This is a genomic window from Allobosea sp. Leaf344 (assembly GCF_001426225.1).
Taxonomy (GTDB): Bacteria; Pseudomonadota; Alphaproteobacteria; order Rhizobiales; family Beijerinckiaceae; genus Allobosea.
The window spans coordinates 711,088-730,034 of sequence record NZ_LMRT01000001.1 but is presented as its reverse complement, the minus strand read 5'-3'; the positions used below and the strand labels follow the sequence as shown (position 1 = coordinate 730,034).

17 protein-coding genes and 1 tRNA gene are annotated in these 18,947 nt (G+C 67.9%); 11 read left to right on the top strand and 7 right to left on the bottom strand.

Annotated elements, in window-relative coordinates; all coding sequences use genetic code 11:
* Positions 1-37: 37 nt before the first annotated feature.
* The 6 genes from ASG72_RS03310 to ASG72_RS03285 form a co-directional block, all read right to left on the bottom strand.
* Positions 38-919 (bottom strand): hypothetical protein, encoded by an 882-nt coding sequence (locus ASG72_RS03310; protein ID WP_056708925.1) that lies wholly within the window; start codon positions 917-919, stop codon positions 38-40.
* The gene (locus tag ASG72_RS03305; protein ID WP_056708920.1) at positions 916-1,923 is read right to left on the bottom strand and encodes an ABC transporter ATP-binding protein; all 1,008 of its coding nucleotides are present in this window, start codon (positions 1,921-1,923) and stop codon (positions 916-918) included. The genes ASG72_RS03310 and ASG72_RS03305 overlap by 4 nt, the downstream gene beginning before the upstream one ends.
* Complete coding sequence (locus ASG72_RS03300) at positions 1,920-2,906, bottom strand: ABC transporter ATP-binding protein (protein WP_056708915.1); 987 nt, start codon at positions 2,904-2,906, stop codon at positions 1,920-1,922. The genes ASG72_RS03305 and ASG72_RS03300 overlap by 4 nt, the downstream gene beginning before the upstream one ends.
* A complete protein-coding gene (locus tag ASG72_RS20540; protein WP_056708911.1) occupies positions 2,903-3,790 on the bottom strand; it encodes an ABC transporter permease in 888 nt (295 codons plus the stop codon). Before ASG72_RS20540 ends, ASG72_RS03300 begins: the two co-directional genes overlap by 4 nt.
* Positions 3,787-4,764: an ABC transporter permease gene (locus ASG72_RS03290; protein WP_056708908.1), complete on the bottom strand. Its 978-nt coding sequence runs from the start codon at positions 4,762-4,764 to the stop codon at positions 3,787-3,789. The genes ASG72_RS20540 and ASG72_RS03290 overlap by 4 nt, the downstream gene beginning before the upstream one ends.
* 61 nt (positions 4,765-4,825) lie before the next feature.
* Positions 4,826-6,436: an ABC transporter substrate-binding protein gene (locus ASG72_RS03285; protein WP_056708906.1), complete on the bottom strand. Its 1,611-nt coding sequence runs from the start codon at positions 6,434-6,436 to the stop codon at positions 4,826-4,828.
* Between the two features lie 101 nt (positions 6,437-6,537).
* Between ASG72_RS03285 and ASG72_RS03280 the strand changes: the two genes are divergently transcribed.
* The 3 genes from ASG72_RS03280 to ASG72_RS21220 all read left to right on the top strand — a co-directional run bounded on the left by ASG72_RS03280 (position 6,538) and on the right by ASG72_RS21220 (position 8,231).
* Positions 6,538-7,410, top strand: a complete 873-nt coding sequence (locus tag ASG72_RS03280) for a MurR/RpiR family transcriptional regulator (protein ID WP_162246186.1) — start codon at positions 6,538-6,540, stop codon at positions 7,408-7,410.
* A gap of 237 nt (positions 7,411-7,647) precedes the next feature.
* The gene (locus ASG72_RS03275; protein ID WP_056708901.1) at positions 7,648-7,902 is read left to right on the top strand and encodes a type II toxin-antitoxin system HicA family toxin; all 255 of its coding nucleotides are present in this window, start codon (positions 7,648-7,650) and stop codon (positions 7,900-7,902) included.
* A complete protein-coding gene (locus tag ASG72_RS21220) occupies positions 7,899-8,231 on the top strand; it encodes a type II toxin-antitoxin system HicB family antitoxin (protein WP_056708899.1) in 333 nt (110 codons plus the stop codon). Before ASG72_RS03275 ends, ASG72_RS21220 begins: the two co-directional genes overlap by 4 nt.
* Positions 8,232-8,482: 251 nt before the next feature.
* Here ASG72_RS21220 and ASG72_RS03265 read toward each other — a convergent pair.
* Positions 8,483-8,572: transfer RNA gene (locus ASG72_RS03265), tRNA-Ser, on the bottom strand.
* Positions 8,573-8,766: 194 nt separating this feature from the next.
* Between ASG72_RS03265 and ASG72_RS03260 the strand changes: the two genes are divergently transcribed.
* The 8 genes from ASG72_RS03260 to ASG72_RS03225 all read left to right on the top strand — a co-directional run bounded on the left by ASG72_RS03260 (position 8,767) and on the right by ASG72_RS03225 (position 18,841).
* Positions 8,767-9,087: a hypothetical protein gene (locus ASG72_RS03260; protein ID WP_056709919.1), complete on the top strand. Its 321-nt coding sequence runs from the start codon at positions 8,767-8,769 to the stop codon at positions 9,085-9,087.
* Between the two features lie 84 nt (positions 9,088-9,171).
* The gene (gene msrA / locus ASG72_RS03255) at positions 9,172-9,828 is read left to right on the top strand and encodes a peptide-methionine (S)-S-oxide reductase MsrA (protein WP_056708897.1); all 657 of its coding nucleotides are present in this window, start codon (positions 9,172-9,174) and stop codon (positions 9,826-9,828) included.
* A 128-nt stretch (positions 9,829-9,956) separates the two neighbouring features.
* A complete protein-coding gene (locus ASG72_RS03250; protein WP_056708894.1) occupies positions 9,957-10,493 on the top strand; it encodes a TIGR00645 family protein in 537 nt (178 codons plus the stop codon).
* 146 nt (positions 10,494-10,639) lie between these two features.
* The gene (locus ASG72_RS03245; RefSeq protein ID WP_056708890.1) at positions 10,640-11,617 is read left to right on the top strand and encodes a TAXI family TRAP transporter solute-binding subunit; all 978 of its coding nucleotides are present in this window, start codon (positions 10,640-10,642) and stop codon (positions 11,615-11,617) included.
* Between the two features lie 160 nt (positions 11,618-11,777).
* A complete protein-coding gene (locus ASG72_RS03240) occupies positions 11,778-13,943 on the top strand; it encodes a TRAP transporter permease (RefSeq protein ID WP_056708887.1) in 2,166 nt (721 codons plus the stop codon).
* A 481-nt stretch (positions 13,944-14,424) separates the two neighbouring features.
* Complete coding sequence (locus ASG72_RS03235; RefSeq protein ID WP_162246185.1) at positions 14,425-14,937, top strand: DMT family transporter; 513 nt, start codon at positions 14,425-14,427, stop codon at positions 14,935-14,937.
* Positions 14,938-15,091: 154 nt separating this feature from the next.
* Entirely contained in the window at positions 15,092-16,630 is a 1,539-nt protein-coding gene (locus ASG72_RS03230; RefSeq protein ID WP_056708879.1) for a YifB family Mg chelatase-like AAA ATPase, read from the top strand.
* A gap of 123 nt (positions 16,631-16,753) precedes the next feature.
* Complete coding sequence (locus ASG72_RS03225; protein WP_056708876.1) at positions 16,754-18,841, top strand: ATP-binding protein; 2,088 nt, start codon at positions 16,754-16,756, stop codon at positions 18,839-18,841.
* Positions 18,842-18,947: the final 106 nt, after the last annotated feature.

Sequence of the window (18,947 nt, the reverse complement as noted above, 5' to 3'; positions counted from 1 at the left end):
AGGTTCCGCGATTATCGACCGGGCACCCGACGCCGCTTCACCAGCGCGTCGTATCCTGCGCGCCGGGCCGCAACACGTCCGGACCGGGCAGCCGGCCCTCGAACCACAGCCCCGCCGTGGCGCGCGACATGGCGGCGCCGTCATGGCCGACCCCAGGCACGACGATGCGTTGCCAGTTGCAGGGCACCCCCAGCCTCGCCGCTTCGGCCATGGCGAAATCGAGCATGTAGCGCGAGCGCGCGAAGCGATGCGGCCCCTGCGCGAGCGCTTCTGGATTGGCCGGCAGATTGGGGTCGCTCTCCGCGATATCCTGGTCGCCGGCGAGGATGGTCATGGGAAAGGCGAGCCAGCGCGCCAGCGCCTCCTCGCCGAGGCCGAGCCCGCCGAGCCCTTCCGGGAAAGGGCGGGCCAAGGTCGGCAGCGTGTACCAGCCGGGATTGCCGGCCGTCGCCGCCTCGAAAGGATGCTCGGCCTGGGTCGCGAGCAGCCGGTGCAGGAACTGCCCGCCGGCGGAATGGCCGTAGATCTTCACCCGCTCGCGGCGAGTCGTGCCACCGGCGCGCAGCGCCGCGACGATGCGCGCCGGGATCGCGTAGAGCCAGTCCTGCTGCGGCGCCACCACGCCCTCGCGCGACAGAACGAGCCCATTATTATAGCCCTCCGCCCCGCGGAAATGGGTGGTGCCGAAGGTCGGCGCCACGATCAGCAGATTATGCTTGTCGGCCGCGTCGATCCAGAAATCCCGGTAGTCGTCGCCATTGCGCATCATGCCGTGCTGGACGAAGACCACCTCGTCATCGGGGCCGTGACGGGCCGGCCGGTAATAATTGATCTCCAGCGGCGTCGCGGGATGGCGGGCGTCGATGAAGGGCAGGCTGCCGCGGCCCTGCGGCAGGGAGAGGCTGTCGGTCGTGGTCATGGGGTGCCCTGGGAGCTGTGCAGATGGCAGGCGGCGCTGCGGCCGGGCGCGATCTCGACGAGCGCGGGGCGGACCTCGCGGCAGATCGCCATCGCCTGGGGGCAGCGCGGGTGGAACGGACAGCCGGGCGGCGGCGCCAGGGGCGACGGGATCTCGCCGCTGACCGGCTCGAACACGCGCTTGCGCCCTTTCGCGGAGGGGATCGCCTTGACCAGTGCCGCGCTGTAGGGATGCGCGGGCGCGGCGAAGACCGCTTTGGCCGGGCCGATCTCGACGATGCGGCCGAGATACATGATCGCGACGCGGTCGCTGATGTGGCGCACCAGGCCGAGATCATGGCTCACGAACAGATAGGTCAGGCCGTGGCGCGCCCGGATGTCCATGAACAGGTTGATGACCTGGGCCTGGATGGAGACGTCGAGCGCCGAGACCGGCTCGTCGCAGACCAGGAAATCCGGCTTCACGGCGAGCGCGCGGGCGATGCCGATGCGCTGGCGCTGCCCGCCCGAGAATTGGTGCGGATAACGGTCGCGATAGGCGAGGTCGAGGCCGACTTCGCTCAGCGCCCGGTCGACCTCCGCATCGATCGCGGCTTTGGGCACCAGCCCATGCACCGACAGCGCCTCGCCGACGATCCGCGCGACCTTCATCCGCGGATTGAGCGAGGCATGCGGGTCCTGGAAGATCATCTGCACCTTCAGCAGGTAATCCAGCCGCTCCTTGCCCTTCAGCCCGGCGACGCTGCGCCCGTCATAGATCGCCTCGCCCGCGCTGGGCGGGATGATCCCGGTCGCGATCCGCGCCAGGGTCGACTTGCCGCAGCCGGATTCGCCGACGAGGCCCAGCACCTCGCCCTTCATCACGGCGAGATCGACGCCGTCGACCGCCTTCAAAGTTTTGGGGGGCTCGCCCCTGCCGATGGCGGCGAGCAGCGTCTGCGCCAGAGTGCTCTTGCCGCGGAAATATTTGCGGACCCCGCGCAGTTCGAAGAGGGGCGCGGTCATGGCGCCGCCTCCGCCTGCGGAACCGGATTATGGCAGCGATACTGGCGCGGCCCCTCGGGGGTGGGCGGCGGGTCGATCTCAGCACAGAGCGGCAAGGCCCTGTCGCAGCGCGGCCGGAACGGGCAGCCGCTGGGACGGCTGTCGATGCGCGGCGCCATGCCGTCGATCTGGCGCAGGCGCCCGCCCGGCTCGACCATCGCGGCCGAGGAGCCGAGCAGCCCGCTGGTATAGGGGTGGCGCGGCGCATCCAGCACGAGGTCGACCGGGCCGGTCTCGACGACGCGGCCGGCATACATCACCGCGATGCGGTCGGCGAGTTCGGCGACAACGGCGAGGTCGTGGGTGATCCAGATCACCGCGGTGCCGGTGTCGCGGGCGAGCTTCTGCATCTCGTAGAGGATCTGGCTCTGGATCGTCACGTCGAGCGCCGTGGTCGGCTCGTCGGCGATGATCAGGTCGGGCTCGTTGAGCAGCGCGGTCGCGATCGCGACTCGCTGGCGCATGCCGCCGGAAAATTCGTGCGGATATTGCCGCAGCCGCGTCTCCGGCTCGGAGATGCCGACCCGGCCGAGCGCCCGCGCCGCCAGCGCCAGAGCCTCGGCGCGCGGCATGGCACGATGCTCGAGCACCGCCTCCGCCATCTGCTCGCCGATGCTGAGCACCGGATTGAGCGTCATCAGCGGGTCCTGGAAGATCATCGCGATACGATCGCCCCGCAGCGCCCGCAGCCGCTCCGCCGTCGCGCCCCGCAGATCCTCGCCCTTGAAGACGATGCTGCCGGCGACGATTTCGCCGGGCGGGTCGATCAGCTGGATCAGCGAGAAGCCGGTGACGGATTTGCCGGAGCCGGATTCGCCCACCAGCCCCAGCACCTCGCCGCTGCCGACGCTGAGATCGACCCCGTCGACCGCGGCCCAGGCCCCGTCCGCCGCATGGAACACGGTGCGCAGGCCGCGCACCTCGAGCAGCGTCGGCCCGCTCACGAGCGCACGTTCAGGCTGCGGCGCAGCCTGTCTCCGACGAGGTTGAGCGACATGATCAGCAGCACCAGCGCGATGCCCGGGAACACCGCGATCCAATATTCGCCGGAGAGCAGGAACTCGAAGCCGTTGGCGATGAGCAGGCCCAGCGAAGGCTGCGTGATCGGCACGCCGACGCCGAGGAAGGACAGCGTCGCCTCCAGCGTGATCGCGCCGGCGATGCTGACCGAGGCCACCACCAGCACGGAGCCGATCGCGTTCGGCAGGAGATGCGTCAGCATGATGTGGCGGGTCGGCAGGCCGAAATTGACCGCGGCCTCGATATACTCCTTGCGGCGCTCGACCATCGCCGCCGCGCGCATCAGCCTGGCATATTGCGCCCATTGCACCAGCACGATCGCCAGCACCACCTTGTCGACGCCGCGCCCGATCGCCGAGAGCAGCACCAGCGCCACGAGGATCGAGGGAAAGCCGAGCATGAAATCGACGATGCGCATGATCGCCGCGTCGATCGCCCCACCGAACTGCGCCGCCACGAGTCCAGCGGCGACCCCGATGACCAGGGCGCCCAGCGTCGCCGACAGCCCGACCATCAGGCTGGTGCGCAGCCCGTAGAGGATGGCGCTCAGCATGTCCCGGCCCTGCGCGTCGGTGCCGAGCCAATAGGTCGTCCCGGTCAGGCTCGCGGCGCCGGGCGGCAGGCGGTTGTCCATCACGTTGAGCGCGGCGAGGTCATGCGGGTTCTGGGGGGCGATCACCGGCGCCAGCAAGGCCAGCGCGACGAGGATGGCGAGGAGAATGCCGGCGCCGCGCAGCGTCGGGCGGTTGCGCAGGCGCTTCAGCACCCCGGCGCGGACCGGGGTCATCGTCTCGGGCGACAGGCTCATGCGCGGGTCCCCGCCAGTTTCACGCGGGGATCGAGCGCGGCGTAGAGGATGTCGACCAGCAGGTTGACGGTGACGAACAGCAGGGTGGCGAGCATGACATAGGCGACGACCACGGGGCGATCGAGCTGGTAGATCGAATCGATCAGCAGCTTGCCCATGCCGGGCCAGGCGAAGACCGTCTCGGTGATCGTCGAGAAGGCGACCAGGCTGCCGAATTCGATGCCGATCACGGTGACCACCGGGATCAGGATGTTGCGCAGCACATGGCGGCCGACGATGCGGCGCGGCCGCACGCCCTTGGCCCGCGCATATTTCACGTAATCCTGCGCCATCGCCTCGGTGGCGCCCGCCGCCACGACGCGGATCAGCAGCGCCATGTTGGGGATGGCGAGGTTGAGCGCCGGCAAGGCGAGATGTTTCAGCCCATTGGCCGTGAACAGGCTGGTCTGAATGCCGAAGAGGCTGATCGTCTCGCCGCGTCCCGCCGTCGGCAGCACGCCGAGCAGCACCGAGAACAGCAGGATCAGCATCATCCCCTTCCAGAAGCTCGGCAGCGAGAAGCCGAGCACGGTCCCGGCCATGATCACCCGGGAGGTCCGGCTGTCGGGCGCGAGCCCGGCATAGAGGCCGAGCGGCACGCCGATGACGATCGCCAGCGCCATCGACAGCAGGACGAGCTCCACCGTCGCCGGCAGCCGGGCCAGGATCAGCTCGATCGCCGAGACGCCATGGACGAAGGAGCGCCCGAGATCGCCGCGCAGCGCATTGCCCATAAAGGTGAGATATTGCTGCCAGACCGGGAGATCGAGCCCCAGCCGGCGGATCAGCGCCTGGCGCTCGGCGTCGCTGACCTGCGGCGGCACGAGCAGCTCGATCGGGTCGCCGATCCCGTAGACAGCGAAGAACACCACGATCGACACGGCCAGAAGCACGAAGATGCTCTGGATCAGGCGCTGCAGGATGAAGGCGGTCATGATGTCCTGGGGAACGTGTCACCCGCCGCGGCCGGGTCGGCAGGCCGCGGCGGGGAGCGCGTCACGGGTTCGGCTGCATCGACATGGCGAGGGTGAACTGGTCGGCGCGGCCGGTGACCTTGATCGCCGCCTTGGAGGCCCAGATCGTGCTCTCGAAATGCAGCGGGATGAACGCCGCGCCCTCCAGGGCCCGGGCGCCGGCCTTGCGCAGCAGCTCCTCGCGCTTGGCATCGTCCAGCGTCTGGATCGCCTCGCGGATCAGTGTGTCAAATTCCGCATCCTGCCAGCCGCCGTAATTGGAGCCGCCGATGGTCTTGGCCGCGTCGGGGGTGGCGGGCCATTGCCGCAGGAAGGAGGCCGCCTCGCCGGTGCCCGAGCCCCAGCCGCCGAGCGCGACCGAGAACTCCTTCTTCGCCCGGCGCGGGAAATAGATCGCCCGCGTCATCGCGTCGACATCGGCTTTGATGCCGATCTGCGCGAGATACTGCGCCACCGCCTGCGTGATCTGCCCGTCATTGATGTAACGGTCATTGGTCGCCGAGAGGGTGATCTGGAAGCCGTTGGGATAGCCGGCCTCGGCCAGCAGCTTCTTGGCGGCGGCGGGGTCGTATTTGATCACCGGCGGGTTCGGCAGCGTGCCGAACATCCCGGTCGGCAGGAACTGGTAGGCCGGCTGCGCCGCGCCGTCCATCAGCCGCTTGACGATGGCGTCGCGGTCGATCGCCATCGACATGGCGCGCCGCACGCGCACATCCTTCAGCGGGTTCTTGTCGCCTTCCGCCTTGACGAAGGGGCTGGGCTCCCGCGCGACGTCGAGCTGGAAATAGATGACGCGGGTGGACGGGGTGATCACGGTCGCGAAGCGCTTGTCATTGTTGATGCGGCCGAGATCGCGCGCGGCCGGGTTCTCGATGACGTCGTAATCCCCGGCGATCAGCCCGGCGAGACGCGGCCCGGCATTGGTGACCGGCACGAAGCGGACGCTCGCCCAGGGCTGCTTGCCGGCCCAATGTGTGTCGTTGCGCTCGAGCTCGATGGCCGAGCCGCGGACATAGCTCTTCAGCTTGTAGGGGCCGGTGCCGATGGCGGCGCTGCCGTCGTTGAAGCTGGTCAGCGTCGGCCATTCCCCGGTGACGCCGCAATTGCCGGCGAGGTCGAAGCTGATCTGGTCGTGCTTGGCGAGCCCGGCGCTGATGATGCCGACGGTGCCGATCAGCGTCGGCAGCAGCGGCTCCGGCTGCTTGGTCTCGACCACCAGCGTATGCGGATCCGGCGCCTTCACCGAGGCGAAATTGCCGGTGACGTCGGCGAAGGAGCCGGTGATCTTGGTCTCGTTCTTCAGCGTCCGGCAGAAGGTGAAGATGGCGTCCTCGGCGGTGAAGGGCTTGCCGTTCGAAAATGTGACGCCCTGGCGCAGCTTGAAGGTCCAGGTGTTCTTGCCGTCATTGCTCCAGGAGGTGGCCAGAGCTGGCTTGACCTTCTGCTGCTCGTCCTGCGTCGTCAGCCCGTCGAAAATATGCTGGGCCAGCGCGTTGTTCGGGGTGAGATCGTGATAATGCGGATCGACCGCCGTCGGCTCGGAGGCGAGCGCGACCTTCAGGGTCTGCGCCAGGGCCGGGGTGGCGACGAAGCAGGCGCTGGCCAGCAGCGCGGCGAGGAGGCGGCTACGCATGAAAGTTCTCCGGTCCGGGCCCTGAGGCGTTTTTGACAGGTTTGATTTCGTCGAATAGACATCATGAAAATATTTGCCCGTCAATGGACGCCGTGAGCAGCATGGCCCACGCCCTCAAACCCTCCACCGATCTCGCCAACCGGATCGCACGGGCCTACCCACTCCTCAGCAACGGCCATAAGCGGATCGCCGATTTCGTGCTGGCGCACCCGCTGGAGACGGCGACCGCCTCGATCGACGGCCTCGCCGACCGGAGCCAGGCTTCGAACGCGACGGTGACGCGCTTCGTGCGGGTGCTGGGCTTCGCCTCCTATGGCGAGTTCCGGGCCGCGCTCTCCGCGGCGCTGCAACTGGCGATGCGGCCGGTCGACGAATTCGCCGATGCGCGGGCGATGGCGGATACGCCGGCGGCGACCTTCATCGCCGCGCTGAAGATGCAGCGCGCCAATCTCGACGAGGCGATCGCCGGGCTCGATCCGGCCTCGGTCGCCGCGGTGGTCGACACGGTGCTGGCGGCGCGCCGGATCTTCATCGTCGCATCGGGCGCCAGCCATCCGATCGCGAGCTTCATCGAGGATGGGTTGGCGCTGTATTGCGAGGCCGATGTCGTCTTCGCGACGGCACGCGGCGGGCCGGAGCGCGCCTATCGCCATCTCAATTCGGCCGCTTCCGGGGATGTCGTGATCGCGATCTCGGTGCCCCGCTATTCGCGCACCACGGTGCAGCTCGCCACCCACAGCCAGGCCAAGGGCGCGCGGCTGATCTGCCTAACCGATGCGCCGACCTCGCCCCTGGCGCCGCTCGCGGACCATGTCCTCTTCGCCCCGGCGCGCAATCCGCTGCTGCCGAATTCGCCGACCGCGATCTTCGCGCTCGCCGATGCGCTGATCACCGCCGTCGCGCGCGAGCGGCCCGATGCGGTCCAGGCGCTGAAGGACCTCAGCCGCAGCCTGCTCTGGACTTTTCAGCATTGAGCGAGGCTTGGCGAACTGCTCGGCTATCGCGTGCAGATCGGGCGCCCGCCGAAATGCGATCTCTCGACATGGACAGGCACGCCCCCTGTTCCCGTCACCGGGGTCGATACCGCCGTGTTCGAGCAATGGATCGGCGACATCTTCGATAAGGTGCTCCGCCCACCCCGACGCCTGAGCATCCCATGAGGCCCGGATCCAGGCTTGTGGGTGGTACTAATAAATGATACTGAATGCCGGGTGAAAAAGCGTCATAGGGCCACGCTGGAGTTGATTTTCGCTCGCCCGGTCAACGGTTCGATCCGCTGGGCCGATATCGAGTCGCTCTTTGCGGCACTCGGGGCGGACATCAGCGAACGGGAGGGGTCGCGCATAGGCGTCTTCCTGTTTGGTGAGGTGCGCGTCTTCCATCGTCCGCATCCTTCACCGGATACGGACAAGGGCGCGGTTGCCAGCATCCGGAAATGGCTGGACGAGCACGGAGTGAGGCCATGAACAACGTTATCGAAATCAATGGGGAAAAGGCGGTCATCGCTTTCGATCCCGAGATCCAGATGCTGCGCGGCGAGTTTGTCGGCCTCAATGGCGGGGCTGACTTCTATGCCGAAAGCGTCCGCGATCTGGTCGAGGAAGGGCACAAATCGCTGGCCGTTTATCTCGACATGTGCCGGGAAAAGGGGATCGAGCCGCGCCGGAAGTTTTCCGGCAAGTTCAATGTCCGTCTTGATCCCGACGATCATGCCGCAGCGGTCATCGCCGCCGCAGCGGCGGGCAAGAGCCTGAATGAGTGGATCGTCGGCACGATTCGGCAAGCGGCGAAATAGCGAGATACGGCACGAGCCTGCGGATGAGGCCGAACCGCTTGTTCCGACCCGTGTCCCGATCCCTGCGTATCTCGACGGTGCGGCAGGCCGAGCATGATCGCTCCAGCCCCGGCGATCTCCCGACCATCTGCGCGCGCTGGCGCAGCGTGTCGAGGTCGCGGAAAGCGGGGTCAGGGCGGGGTCGAAATCCGGCTGCGACAGGCGCTGACCGGGAAAGCAGCGTAACTTCAGGACCAACTATGCGTCTGAAATGGCGGACAGGGCGGGATTCGAACCCGCGATACGGTTTCCCGTATACACACTTTCCAGGCGTGCGCCTTCAACCACTCGGCCACCTGTCCGGCGCGCTGCTTATGACCGCCATGGCCGCGTCTTTCAAGGGCTGATTGTCGGGGCGCGCAAAGTTGGCGGGGCCTGGGCCCGCAGCGCCGCCGCCGCGGGCCGATCCGAGGTTGCCAACCGGCCAGGCGATGGGCCAATCCTGTCTGGTTGAGGGCGTCGGCACCGGGCCGCTCCCGTGAGAAGGGTGTTTTTCGTGCGGTTTCTGCTGCGCCTCGTCGGCTATCTCCTGCTGGCCGGCGGCTTCGTCTCCCTGGTCGTCGACGGCGCGCGCTCGATCGCCAACTCCGCCCTGCTGCTGACGCCGCTGGGCGAGACGCTGCTCGCCTTGCTGGGGCCGCGCTATCTCCAGCTCAAGCCTCTGGTCGAGCGCGGGATCCACCCGCTGCTGTGGGACCCGGTGCTGCTGAACCTGACCCTGGTGCCGACCGCGCTCGTCGCGCTGCTGCTCGGCTTCCTGATGGTGCGTCTGGGAACGCCGCGCGAGGAACAGATCGGCATCGTCACGCGACGGTGATGCCGCCCGCGGCTGCCGCGCCCTGTGCATCGGCCGCCCCGATGCCTATCTCTGGCCTTCAGCCATCATCCGAAGGGAGCGATCATGTTCTTCCTGCGCAAGAAGACGCAGCTGCCAGAGGCCGGCGAGGCCTTGCCGGGCCGCGACCAGCCGATACCGACGGCGGAGCGCCATGCGCTGAGCAAGCGCGCGCTGCAGGGTCCCTATCCCGAGGGCATGCAGATGGCGCTGTTCGGCATCGGCTGCTTCTGGGGCGCCGAGCGCAAATTCTGGCAGATCGACCGCGGCGTCTGGGTCACCGCCGTGGGCTATGCCGGCGGGCATACGCCCAACCCGACCTATGAGGAGGTCTGCTCCGGGATGACCGGGCATAACGAGGTCGTGCTCGTGGTCTATGATCCCGCCGTGCTGCCCTATGAGGCGCTGCTGAAAGTGTTCTGGGAGAATCACGACCCGACGCAGGGCATGCGCCAGGGCAATGATGTCGGCACGCAGTATCGCTCCGGCATCTATGTCTTCGACGCCGCGCAGCGCGAGGCGGCCGAAGCCTCCCGCGACGCCTATCAGCAGGCCCTGTCGCAGCGCGGCTATGGCGCGATCACCACCGAGATCCGCGACGCGCCGCGCTTCTATTTCGCCGAGGATTACCACCAGCAATATCTCGCCAAGAACCCGAACGGCTATTGCGGGCTCGGCGGCACCGGCGTCGCCTGCCAGATCGGCGTCGGCGTCGAGGCCTGACGCCCGGCGGCGGGCTTGTCCCGCCGCAGCTTTCGCGGCATTGGCAAGGCGGGCCCGCGCGACGGGCCGGCGCGGCGAGGCTGGGGGCAGGGATGAAGGACGGCGACGGCTCGGAGGCGGCACCGGCTATGCCCGAGGCCTCGCGCGGCGAGCGCGCGATCGAGGGTTTCCTCTCGGCCAGCCGCTGGCTGCTGGCACCCTTCTACGTGCTGCTGGTGTTCGCGCTGGGCGGGCTCCTGGTCAAGGCGCTGCAGGAAGCCTGGCATTTCCTCAGCCACATCGTCGCCGCCAGCGAGGCCGAGGTCATCCTCGGCGTCCTCTCCCTGATCGACCTGACCTTCACCGGCTCGCTGATCGTGATCGTGATCTTCTCGGGCTATGAGAATTTCGTCTCGAAGATCGATTCCAGCGCCCATCGCAACTGGCCGGCATGGATGTCGCAGATCGACTTCTCCGGCCTCAAGCTCAAGCTGATCTCGTCGATCGTCGCGATCTCGGCGATCCAGCTGCTCAAGGCCTTCATGAACGTCAAGGGCGCCAGCGACCGCGACCTGATGTGGTATGTCGTCATCCACGTCGTCTTCGTGGTGTCGGGCCTGCTGATGGCGCTGACCGACCGGGTATCCGGCGAAGCGCATGGCAAGGGCGGCTCGACCGGGCATTGATTGCCACACAAGGCCCGCGGCGCCGCAGATTTTGTCGAAATGCGGCGAATCCGTGATTATCCCAGCCGCTCCGGCTTGAAATCTCCTGGCATTGCGGTCCAGTTTGGGCGCCTGTCGCGGCCCGCCCGGGCCAAAGGGAGATGACCATGACACTCAAGACAACGCGTCGCTGCGCGCTCGCGCTCGCCGGTCTCGGCAGCGTGGCGCTCGCCACCTTCGCCTTCGCCCAGGCTCCGGCCTTCTTCCGCATCGGCACCGGCGGCACGGCCGGCACCTATTATCCGATCGGCGGGCTGATCGCGAACGCCATCTCCACCCCGCCGCAGCTCGTCGCCACCGCCGTGGCCAGCAACGGCTCGGTCGCCAATGTCAACGCGATCGTCGGCGGCGCCGCCGAATCCGGCTTCGTCCAGGCCGATGTCGCCTATTGGGCCTATTCCGGCACCGGCGTCTTCGAAGGCAAGCCGAAGGTCGCCGATCTCCGCTCGATCGCCAATCTCTACCCGGAAAGCGTGCATCTCGTGGTGCGCAAGGCTGCCAATGTGAAGGGCGTCGCCGATCTCAAGGGCAAGAAGGTCTCGATCGACGAGCCCGGCTCCGGCACGCTGCTCAACGCCAAGGCGATCCTCGCCGCCTATGGCATCGGCGAGAAGGACATCACGCCGGAATATCTCAAGCCGAACCAGGCCGCGGAGAAGATGAAGGACGGCTCCGTCGACGCCTTCTTCTTCACCGGCGGCTTCCCGGCGGCGGCGATCTCCGAACTCGCCTCGACCGGCTCCGGCATCGACATCCTGCCGATCGCCGGCCCGGAAGCCGAGAAGCTCGCCAAGGAGCTGCCCTTCTTCGCGGCGGACGAGATCCCGGCCAACACCTATAAGGGCGTCGGCGCGGTCAAGACCGTCGCCGTCGGCGCGCATTGGGTGACCTCGGCAAAAGTCTCCGACGACACCGTCTATGCCGTGACCAAGGCGCTGTGGAGCGACAAGACCCGCGCTGCGCTCGATTCCGGCCATGCCAAGGGCAAGGCGATCCAGAAGACGACCGCGCTGACCGGCCTGCTCGGCGTGCCGCTGCATCCCGGCGCCGAGAAGTTCTACAAGGAAGCCGGCCTGCTGAAGTAAGCCGCAGCGGTTTTTTTCGCGGTCGTCCGTCTCCCCGTCGGGAGGGGGGGCGGCCACCGACCGGACGATGAGGGCCGCGCCGCCGTCGCGGCCCTTTCCCGCTTCATTCTTCCCTCACCCCGCCCGTCCGGCCAGGACGCAAGGCCGGGCGGAGCCTGCCATGACCCTCACCCCCAGCGCCGCCGAACTCGCCCAGCTCGAGGAAGAGCTCGATCCGGAAATGCAGTTCCGCAAGGTGCCGCACGGCACCTCGCTGATCGTCGGGGCGCTGCTGCTGGCGCTCTCCGCCTTCCATTACTACACCGCCGGCTTCGGGCTGATGCGGGAGACGACGCATCGCGGCATCCACCTCGCCTTCGTGCTCGGGCTGATCTTCCTGGTCTTCTCCTACAGCAAGGGCGACGGGCGCCGGCTGCACCCGTCGACGGCCCTGCGGCCGGGCGGCATTCCGCTGATCGACTGGTTCTTCGCCGTGGCGGTCGCGATCTCCAGCCTCTATGTGCCGTGGATCTTCGAGGACATGGTCTTCCGGATCGGCAATCCCTCGACGCTCGACGTGGTGATGGGCTCGATCACCATCATCCTGATGATCGAGGCGACGCGCCGCGCCATCGGCTGGGGCCTGCCGCTGATCGCGCTCTTCGCCATGGTCTATGCGATCTTCGGCAACTGGTTTCCCGGCATCTTCCTGCATCCCGGGGCGAGCTGGTCGAACCTCGTCAACCATCTCTATCTCACCAGCCAGGGCGTCTATGGCGTCGCGCTCGGCGTCGTCGCCACCTATGTCTTCCATTTCGTGCTGTTCGGCGTGCTTGCCACCCGCATCGGCCTCGGCCGGCTCTTCCTCGGCCTGGCGGCGGCGGTGGCCGGGCGCTTCGCAGGCGGACCTGCCAAAGTCTCGATCTTCGGCTCGGCCCTGTTCGGCATGATCTCGGGCTCGTCGGTCGCCAACACCGTGACCGTCGGCTCGCTGACCATCCCGATGATGATCCGCCTCGGCTACCAGCGCCATTTCGCGGCGGCGGTCGAATCGACCGCGGCCACGGGCGGGCAGATCACCCCGCCGATCATGGGCGCCGCCGCCTTCCTGATGGTCGAGTTCCTCAATCTTCCCTACGCCACCATCGTCATCGCCGCGGTGATCCCGGCCTTCATGCATTTCTTCGGCGTGCTGATGCAGGTGCATTTCGAGGCGAAGCGCACCGGCATGCAGGGCATGACCGATGCCGACGCGCCGAAGCTGAGCGAGGTCTTCGCCCGGGATTGGCCGACCATCGCGCCGCTCTTCGCGCTGATCATGGTGCTGTTCACCGGCTACACCCCCTATCTCGCCGCCTTCTGGGGCATCACCGGCTGCATGCTCGTCGGGCTGGCGCAGCACCGCGCCGCCTCGGCGCTGGTCTTCGCTTTGGCCATCGGCATCGCCGCGCCGACCGAATTCCTGCGCGTGCCCGGCGTCAATCTCGCCTTCACCCTCGCCGCCTTCGCGGTGATGGCGCATGGCGTGCTGATGCGCACGCAGGAGGGCCGCGAGCGCGCGCGCGACATGGTCGACGCCTTCATCCTCGGCGCGAAATACGCCATCGGCGTCGGCGCCGCGGCGGCCACGGTCGGCATCATCGTCGGCGTGGTCACGCTGACCGGGGTCGGCTTCAAGATCTCCTGGATCGTCACCTCGCTCGCCGATCAATGGGCGCGCGGCGTCTCCGACCTGATCCCCTTCTTCCCCTTCGACGTGAAGGCGGCGACGCTGTTCTTCACGCTCGTGCTGACCGGCGCCGTCTGCATCCTGCTCGGCTGCGGCGTGCCGACCACGGCGAACTACATCATCATGGTCACGGTCGCGGCCCCGGCGCTGGGCATGCTCGGCGTCAACCCGCTCGTCGCGCATTTCTTCGTCTTCTATTACGGCGTGCTGGCGGACATCACGCCGCCCGTCGCCATCGCCGCCTATGCCGGGGCGAGCATGGCGGGGGCGGATCCGTTCCGCACCGGCAATACCGCCTTCCGCCTGGCGCTCGGCAAGGTGCTGGTGCCCTTCGTCTTCGTCTTCTCGCCCTCGATGCTGATCATGGCGCCGGGTTTCACCTGGACGGAGCTGATCGGCTCGACCATCGCCTGCCTGACCAGCATCACCTTCCTCTCGGCCGCCTTCGCCGGCTGGCTTCTCGCGCCTCTGGCGATGTGGGAGCGCCTGCTCATCGCGCTGGCGGCGCTGCCGATGATCGTGGCGACGCCCACCGGCGCGCTGATCAGCGCGGTGCTCGCGGCGCCGGTGCTGCTGCGGCAGGTGCTGGCCCGCGGTCGCGCCCTCAAGGCCGCCTGACTTCCAACCCCAGACGAGGCCCGCACTCCGCTAATCTACGCCGCAATCTGCGCATTGGACTACGTCAATGACAGAAAATGGTTTTGCTCGCGGGCCTTTGCTTATTATAGTGGCAGGAATTCTTTGGGGTTTTTCCGCGTTTACAAAGAAGGTTTTCTTAGGATACATAAGCCCGACGTTTCTTAACGTAGTCAATTCGATGTGCGTTTGCCTGACTCTATTCGTGGTTTGGAGCAGGCCCGTTGCGCTGTTCGACACTTTTAAGCGTGCACCATGGATGTATTTAGGGTTGGGGTTTTTCGGAACCACAGTCGGCACTACGATGCTCTACGCTGCTATCGACCAATTGAGTCTTTCGGTGGCCAGCATCGTCGGGAAATTGCAACCCGTCTTCGTGCTGATTATGGCCTAAATCTTCTTAAAGGAGCGACTGACGAGAGCCGAGATTATCTTATCTATTCTTGCGATTTTGGGAGCGTGTTTGGTCGCCATACCTAACCCTCTCGCCATTTTTGAAACCGCTCACGCAACAGTTTTTGGTTTGCTTGCAGCGCTCGCCAGCTCGCTGGGTTGGGCAATCAGTGGGGTGTTTGGCAAACGCCTATCGATGATGGCGAATCCACCTTCCGCCTCCCAGCTGACTTTCTTCCGGTACTTCATCGGATCGACCCTCGTCATGCCCGTCGTCGATTTTGCAGAGTATTCGACGACTGTGAGCGAATGGCCCTATGCGGCGCCGTTCCTTCCGACTGTTTTGGTCCTCGCATTTCTGACTGTCACGGTTCCGACCTGGGCATTCTACAAAGGCCTCAAACATGTGTCGGTGAGCTATGCATCAATACTTGAACTCTCGACCCCTGTTACGGGTGTGGTGCTCGGTTTTGTTTTCCTCGGTGACCGCCTCAACCTGACGCAGATCGTCGGTGTAGCTTTCGTGCTCCTGCCAGTCATCATTCTCGAAAGATTGAGATTGAAGGCAAAAACGCAGGCTTGATCGTTCTTCGGCTTGCCCGGTCACGACCTTGCTCTCGATAGATCAATCCCTTGCCTGCCTCCCGATATGGGAGCGCGTGACGTTGCGAGTTCGCCATCCGTTCTTGCGGCTGGCGCCCGGCCTGCTATCCTGACCTTGGGTCAGGAGTGGGTACATGGTCACGCGGGTCGCGACGGTCGCTTTCGAGGGCATCGAGGCCCGGGCGGTCGATGTGCAGGTGCAGGTCACGCCCGGCAATGTGAACTTCGTCCTGGTCGGCCTGCCGGACAAGGCGGTGGCGGAAAGCCGTGAGCGGGTCAGGGCGGCGCTGATCGCCTCCGGGCTGGCGCTCCCGGCCAAGCGGATCACCGTCAATCTCGCCCCGGCCGACCTGCCCAAGGAAGGCAGCCATTACGACCTCCCGATCGCGCTCGGGGTGATGGCCGCGATCGGCGCGATCCCGGCCGATGCGCTCGCCGGCTATACGGTGCTGGGCGAGCTGGCGCTGGACGGGTCGATCACCGCCGTCGCCGGCGTGCTGCCCGCCGCCATCGCCGCCTATGCGCGGGGGCAGGGGCTGATCTGCCCGGCCGCAACCGGGCCGGAAGCGGCCTGGGCCGCGGCCGATATCGACATCCTGGCGCCCCGCTCGCTGATCCAGCTCGCCAATCATATCAAGGGCACGCAGGTGATGGCCCGCCCGGAGCCGGCGGTGGCACGGCAGGCGGGCCCGCTGCCGGATCTCGCCGATGTCCGTGGTCAGGAGGGCGCCAAGCGGGTGCTGGAAATCGCCGCGGCCGGCGCGCATAATCTCCTGCTTGCAGGTCCTCCCGGCGCCGGCAAATCCATGCTGGCGAGTCGGCTGCCGTCGATCCTGCCGCCGCTCGATCCGCGCGAATTGCTGGAGCTGTCGATGGTGCTGTCGGTGGCCGGCCAGCTCGCCGAGGGCGCACTGACCGACCGCCGCCCGTTCCGGGCGCCACATCATTCCGCCTCGATGGCCGCGCTCGTCGGCGGCGGTGCCCAGGCCCGGCCGGGCGAGGTCTCGCTCGCCCATCACGGCGTGCTCTTCCTCGACGAGCTGCCGGAATTCCAGGCGCCGGTTCTGGATGCGCTGCGCCAGCCGATGGAGACCGGCGACGTCCTGATCTCGCGGGCCAATCATCGCGCCGTCTATCCCGCGCGGTTCCAGCTCGTCGCGGCGATGAATCCCTGCCGCTGCGGCCGCGCCACCGAGCCCGGCTTCGCCTGCCGGCGCCAGCCCAACGAACGCTGCATGGCGCAGTACCAGGCGCGGATCTCCGGGCCGCTGCTCGACCGCATCGACATCACCATCGAGGTCCCGGCTGTCACCGCCGCGGATCTGCTGCTGCCCCCGGCGGGCGAGGCATCGGCCGGGGTGGCGGAACGGGTGGCCGCGGCCCGCGGCCGGCAGTCGGCGCGCTACCGGGCGCTCGGCTTGCCGCTCGTCACCACCAATGCCGCTTGTCCGGCCAATGTGCTGGACGAAATCGCGCGGCCGGACAAGGCGGGGCTGTCCCTGCTGCGCGAGGCGGCCGACACCATGCGCCTCACGGCGCGCGCCTATCACCGCGTGCTCAAGGTCGCGCGCACACTGGCCGATCTGGATGGCGACGACCGGGTGCTGCGCATCCATCTGGCGGAGGCGCTGTCCTATCGCTCGCGCATCGACCAGCCGTCCCGCGCCGCCTGATCCCGACCGGCGCCCGCCCGCAGCCCGGCGGGAGCGGCAGGGTTAACCGATCCTGCGCTACGGCCCGGACAATTCGCGTCAAGGTCGAACGGTTCTTCAACGCGCGGCTGCTACTCTAACGCCATGGATCTGCTGCCACTGTCCTCGGTCGCCATCGTCGCGTCGCTGCTGGTGCTTTCGGCGGCGACGGCGCTGGTCGTCGCCCTGCGCCAGCGCAACCGGATCGCGCGGCAGGCCGATGCGCTGCTGCTGGATATCGAGACGCTGAACGACCGGCTCTGGGCGCTGGCTGACAGCGAGGAGCGCTATCGCAGCCTGATCGAGGCGCAGGGCGATCTGATCGTCCGGCGCGATGACGGCCGCATCGTCTACGCCAACGCCGCCTATGCCGGGCTGCTCGGCCTCGCCGAAGCCGATGTGGTCGGCAGCCGGCTCGAGCCGCAGCGCCTCGAGGCCCGCGCCGCCCAGGCGCTGGAGGGCGGCGCGCGAGTCTTCGACGAGCGGCTCGCGACGCCGCAGGGCGAGCGCTGGATCTCCTGGGTCGAGACGGTGGTCCCGGTGGCGCTGGGCAAGACCGTGCTGCAGCGCGTCGGGCGCGACATCTCCGCCCGGATCGCCAGCGAACAGGCTTTGGTCGAGGCGCGCGCCCGCGCCGAAAGCGCCAGCGAGGCCAAATCCCGCTTCCTCGCCACCGTCAGCCATGAATTCCGCACGCCGCTGAACGGGATTCTGGGCATGGCGGATCTGCTCGGCGATACCGCGCTGGACCCGGAACAGGCGACCTATGTCGGCGCCCTGCGCACCTCCGGGGAGGCGCTGCTGTCGCTGGTCGACGATATTCTCGATGTCGCCAAGGTCGAGGCCGGCAAGCTCGCGCTCGCGCTCGCCCCCTTCGATCCGGCGCAGCTGGTCGAGACAATATGCGAGCTGATGGCGCCGCGCGCCCAGGAAAAAGGGCTGGAGATCGCCGCCGCGATCGCGCCCGATCTCCCCGCCAGGCTGGTCGGAGACCGCGACCGCCTGCGCCAGATCCTGCTCAACCTCGTCGGGAACGCGGTCAAGTTCACGGCGCAGGGCGGCGTCGGCATCAGCCTCTACCACACTGACGGGCGGATCGAGATCGCCGTCGCCGATACCGGCCCGGGCATTCCCGAAAGCCGCCACGCCGCGATCTTCGAGGAGTTCGAACAGGCGGAGACGGGGGCGAGCCGCAGCCATTCGGGCACCGGGCTGGGCCTCGCCATCGTCCGGCGGCTGGTCGGGCTGATGGGCGGCACGATCGCGCTCGAAAGCCGGCCGGGCGCCGGTGCGACCTTCACCGTCAGCCTGCCGCTCGCCGTCGCGGAGGCCGCGCCCGCTCTGTCGCCCCCGGACTGGACGGGGCGGCGCATCCTGATCGCGGCGGCGGGGGCTTTCGCGCCGCAATTCCTGGTCAAGGCGGTCGAGGCCGCGGGCGCGACGGCGATCCGCTGCGATGCCGCCGAGCCGGCCCTCGCCGCCCTGCGCGCGATGCCGGCCCTCGACGCCATCCTGATCGACCGGGCCCTCGGCCAGGACAGCGCCTTCCAGCTGGCCGAGGCCGCCCGCCGTGCCGGGCTGAGCGAGCGGCTGGTGCTGCTCACCCCGGGCGAGCGGCGCCAGGCCGGGCCCGGCTTCGCCCCGGCCTTCACCGGCTTCCTGATCAAGCCGGTGCGCGCCCGCTCGCTCTATGAGCGGCTCTCGGCCGCGGCCCAGGCCGCGCCGCGCCGCGACCCCGGCCAGGCGTCCGGCACGGCGCCCGGCGCGCAGGGGCCCCGGCTGACGGTGCTGGTCGCCGAGGACAACGACATCAACGCGCTCCTCGCCACCCGTACGCTCGAGAAGCTCGGCCATCGCGCCGTACGCGTGCGGGACGGTCGGGCGGCGCTGCGCCATGTCGAGGCGAGTCTGAGCGGGATGGAGGAGCATCTCGACCTCGTTTTGCTCGATATTCGCATGCCGGAGCTCGACGGCCTCGCCGTCGCGCGGGCGATCCGCGCCCTGGAGGCCGAGATCAGGACCAGCGAGCCGCTGCCGCTGCTCGCGGTCACCGCCAATGTCTCGGCGGCCGACCAGGCCGAGGCCCGCGCCGCCGGCATGGATGCCTGCCTCGCCAAGCCGCTGGAGCGGGCGGTGCTCGCCGGCTGGCTGGAGCGCGTCGCGAGCCGGCACAATGTCGCGACCGGCTCCTGAACCGGCGTCATAAGCCTGACGCAGTTTTGTCGCGAAGCTGTTAGATCAGTGACGCTAGCGTGGCCGCGTCGCGAGATGGCGGCGCGGGCAGATCAGCAGGGCGAAC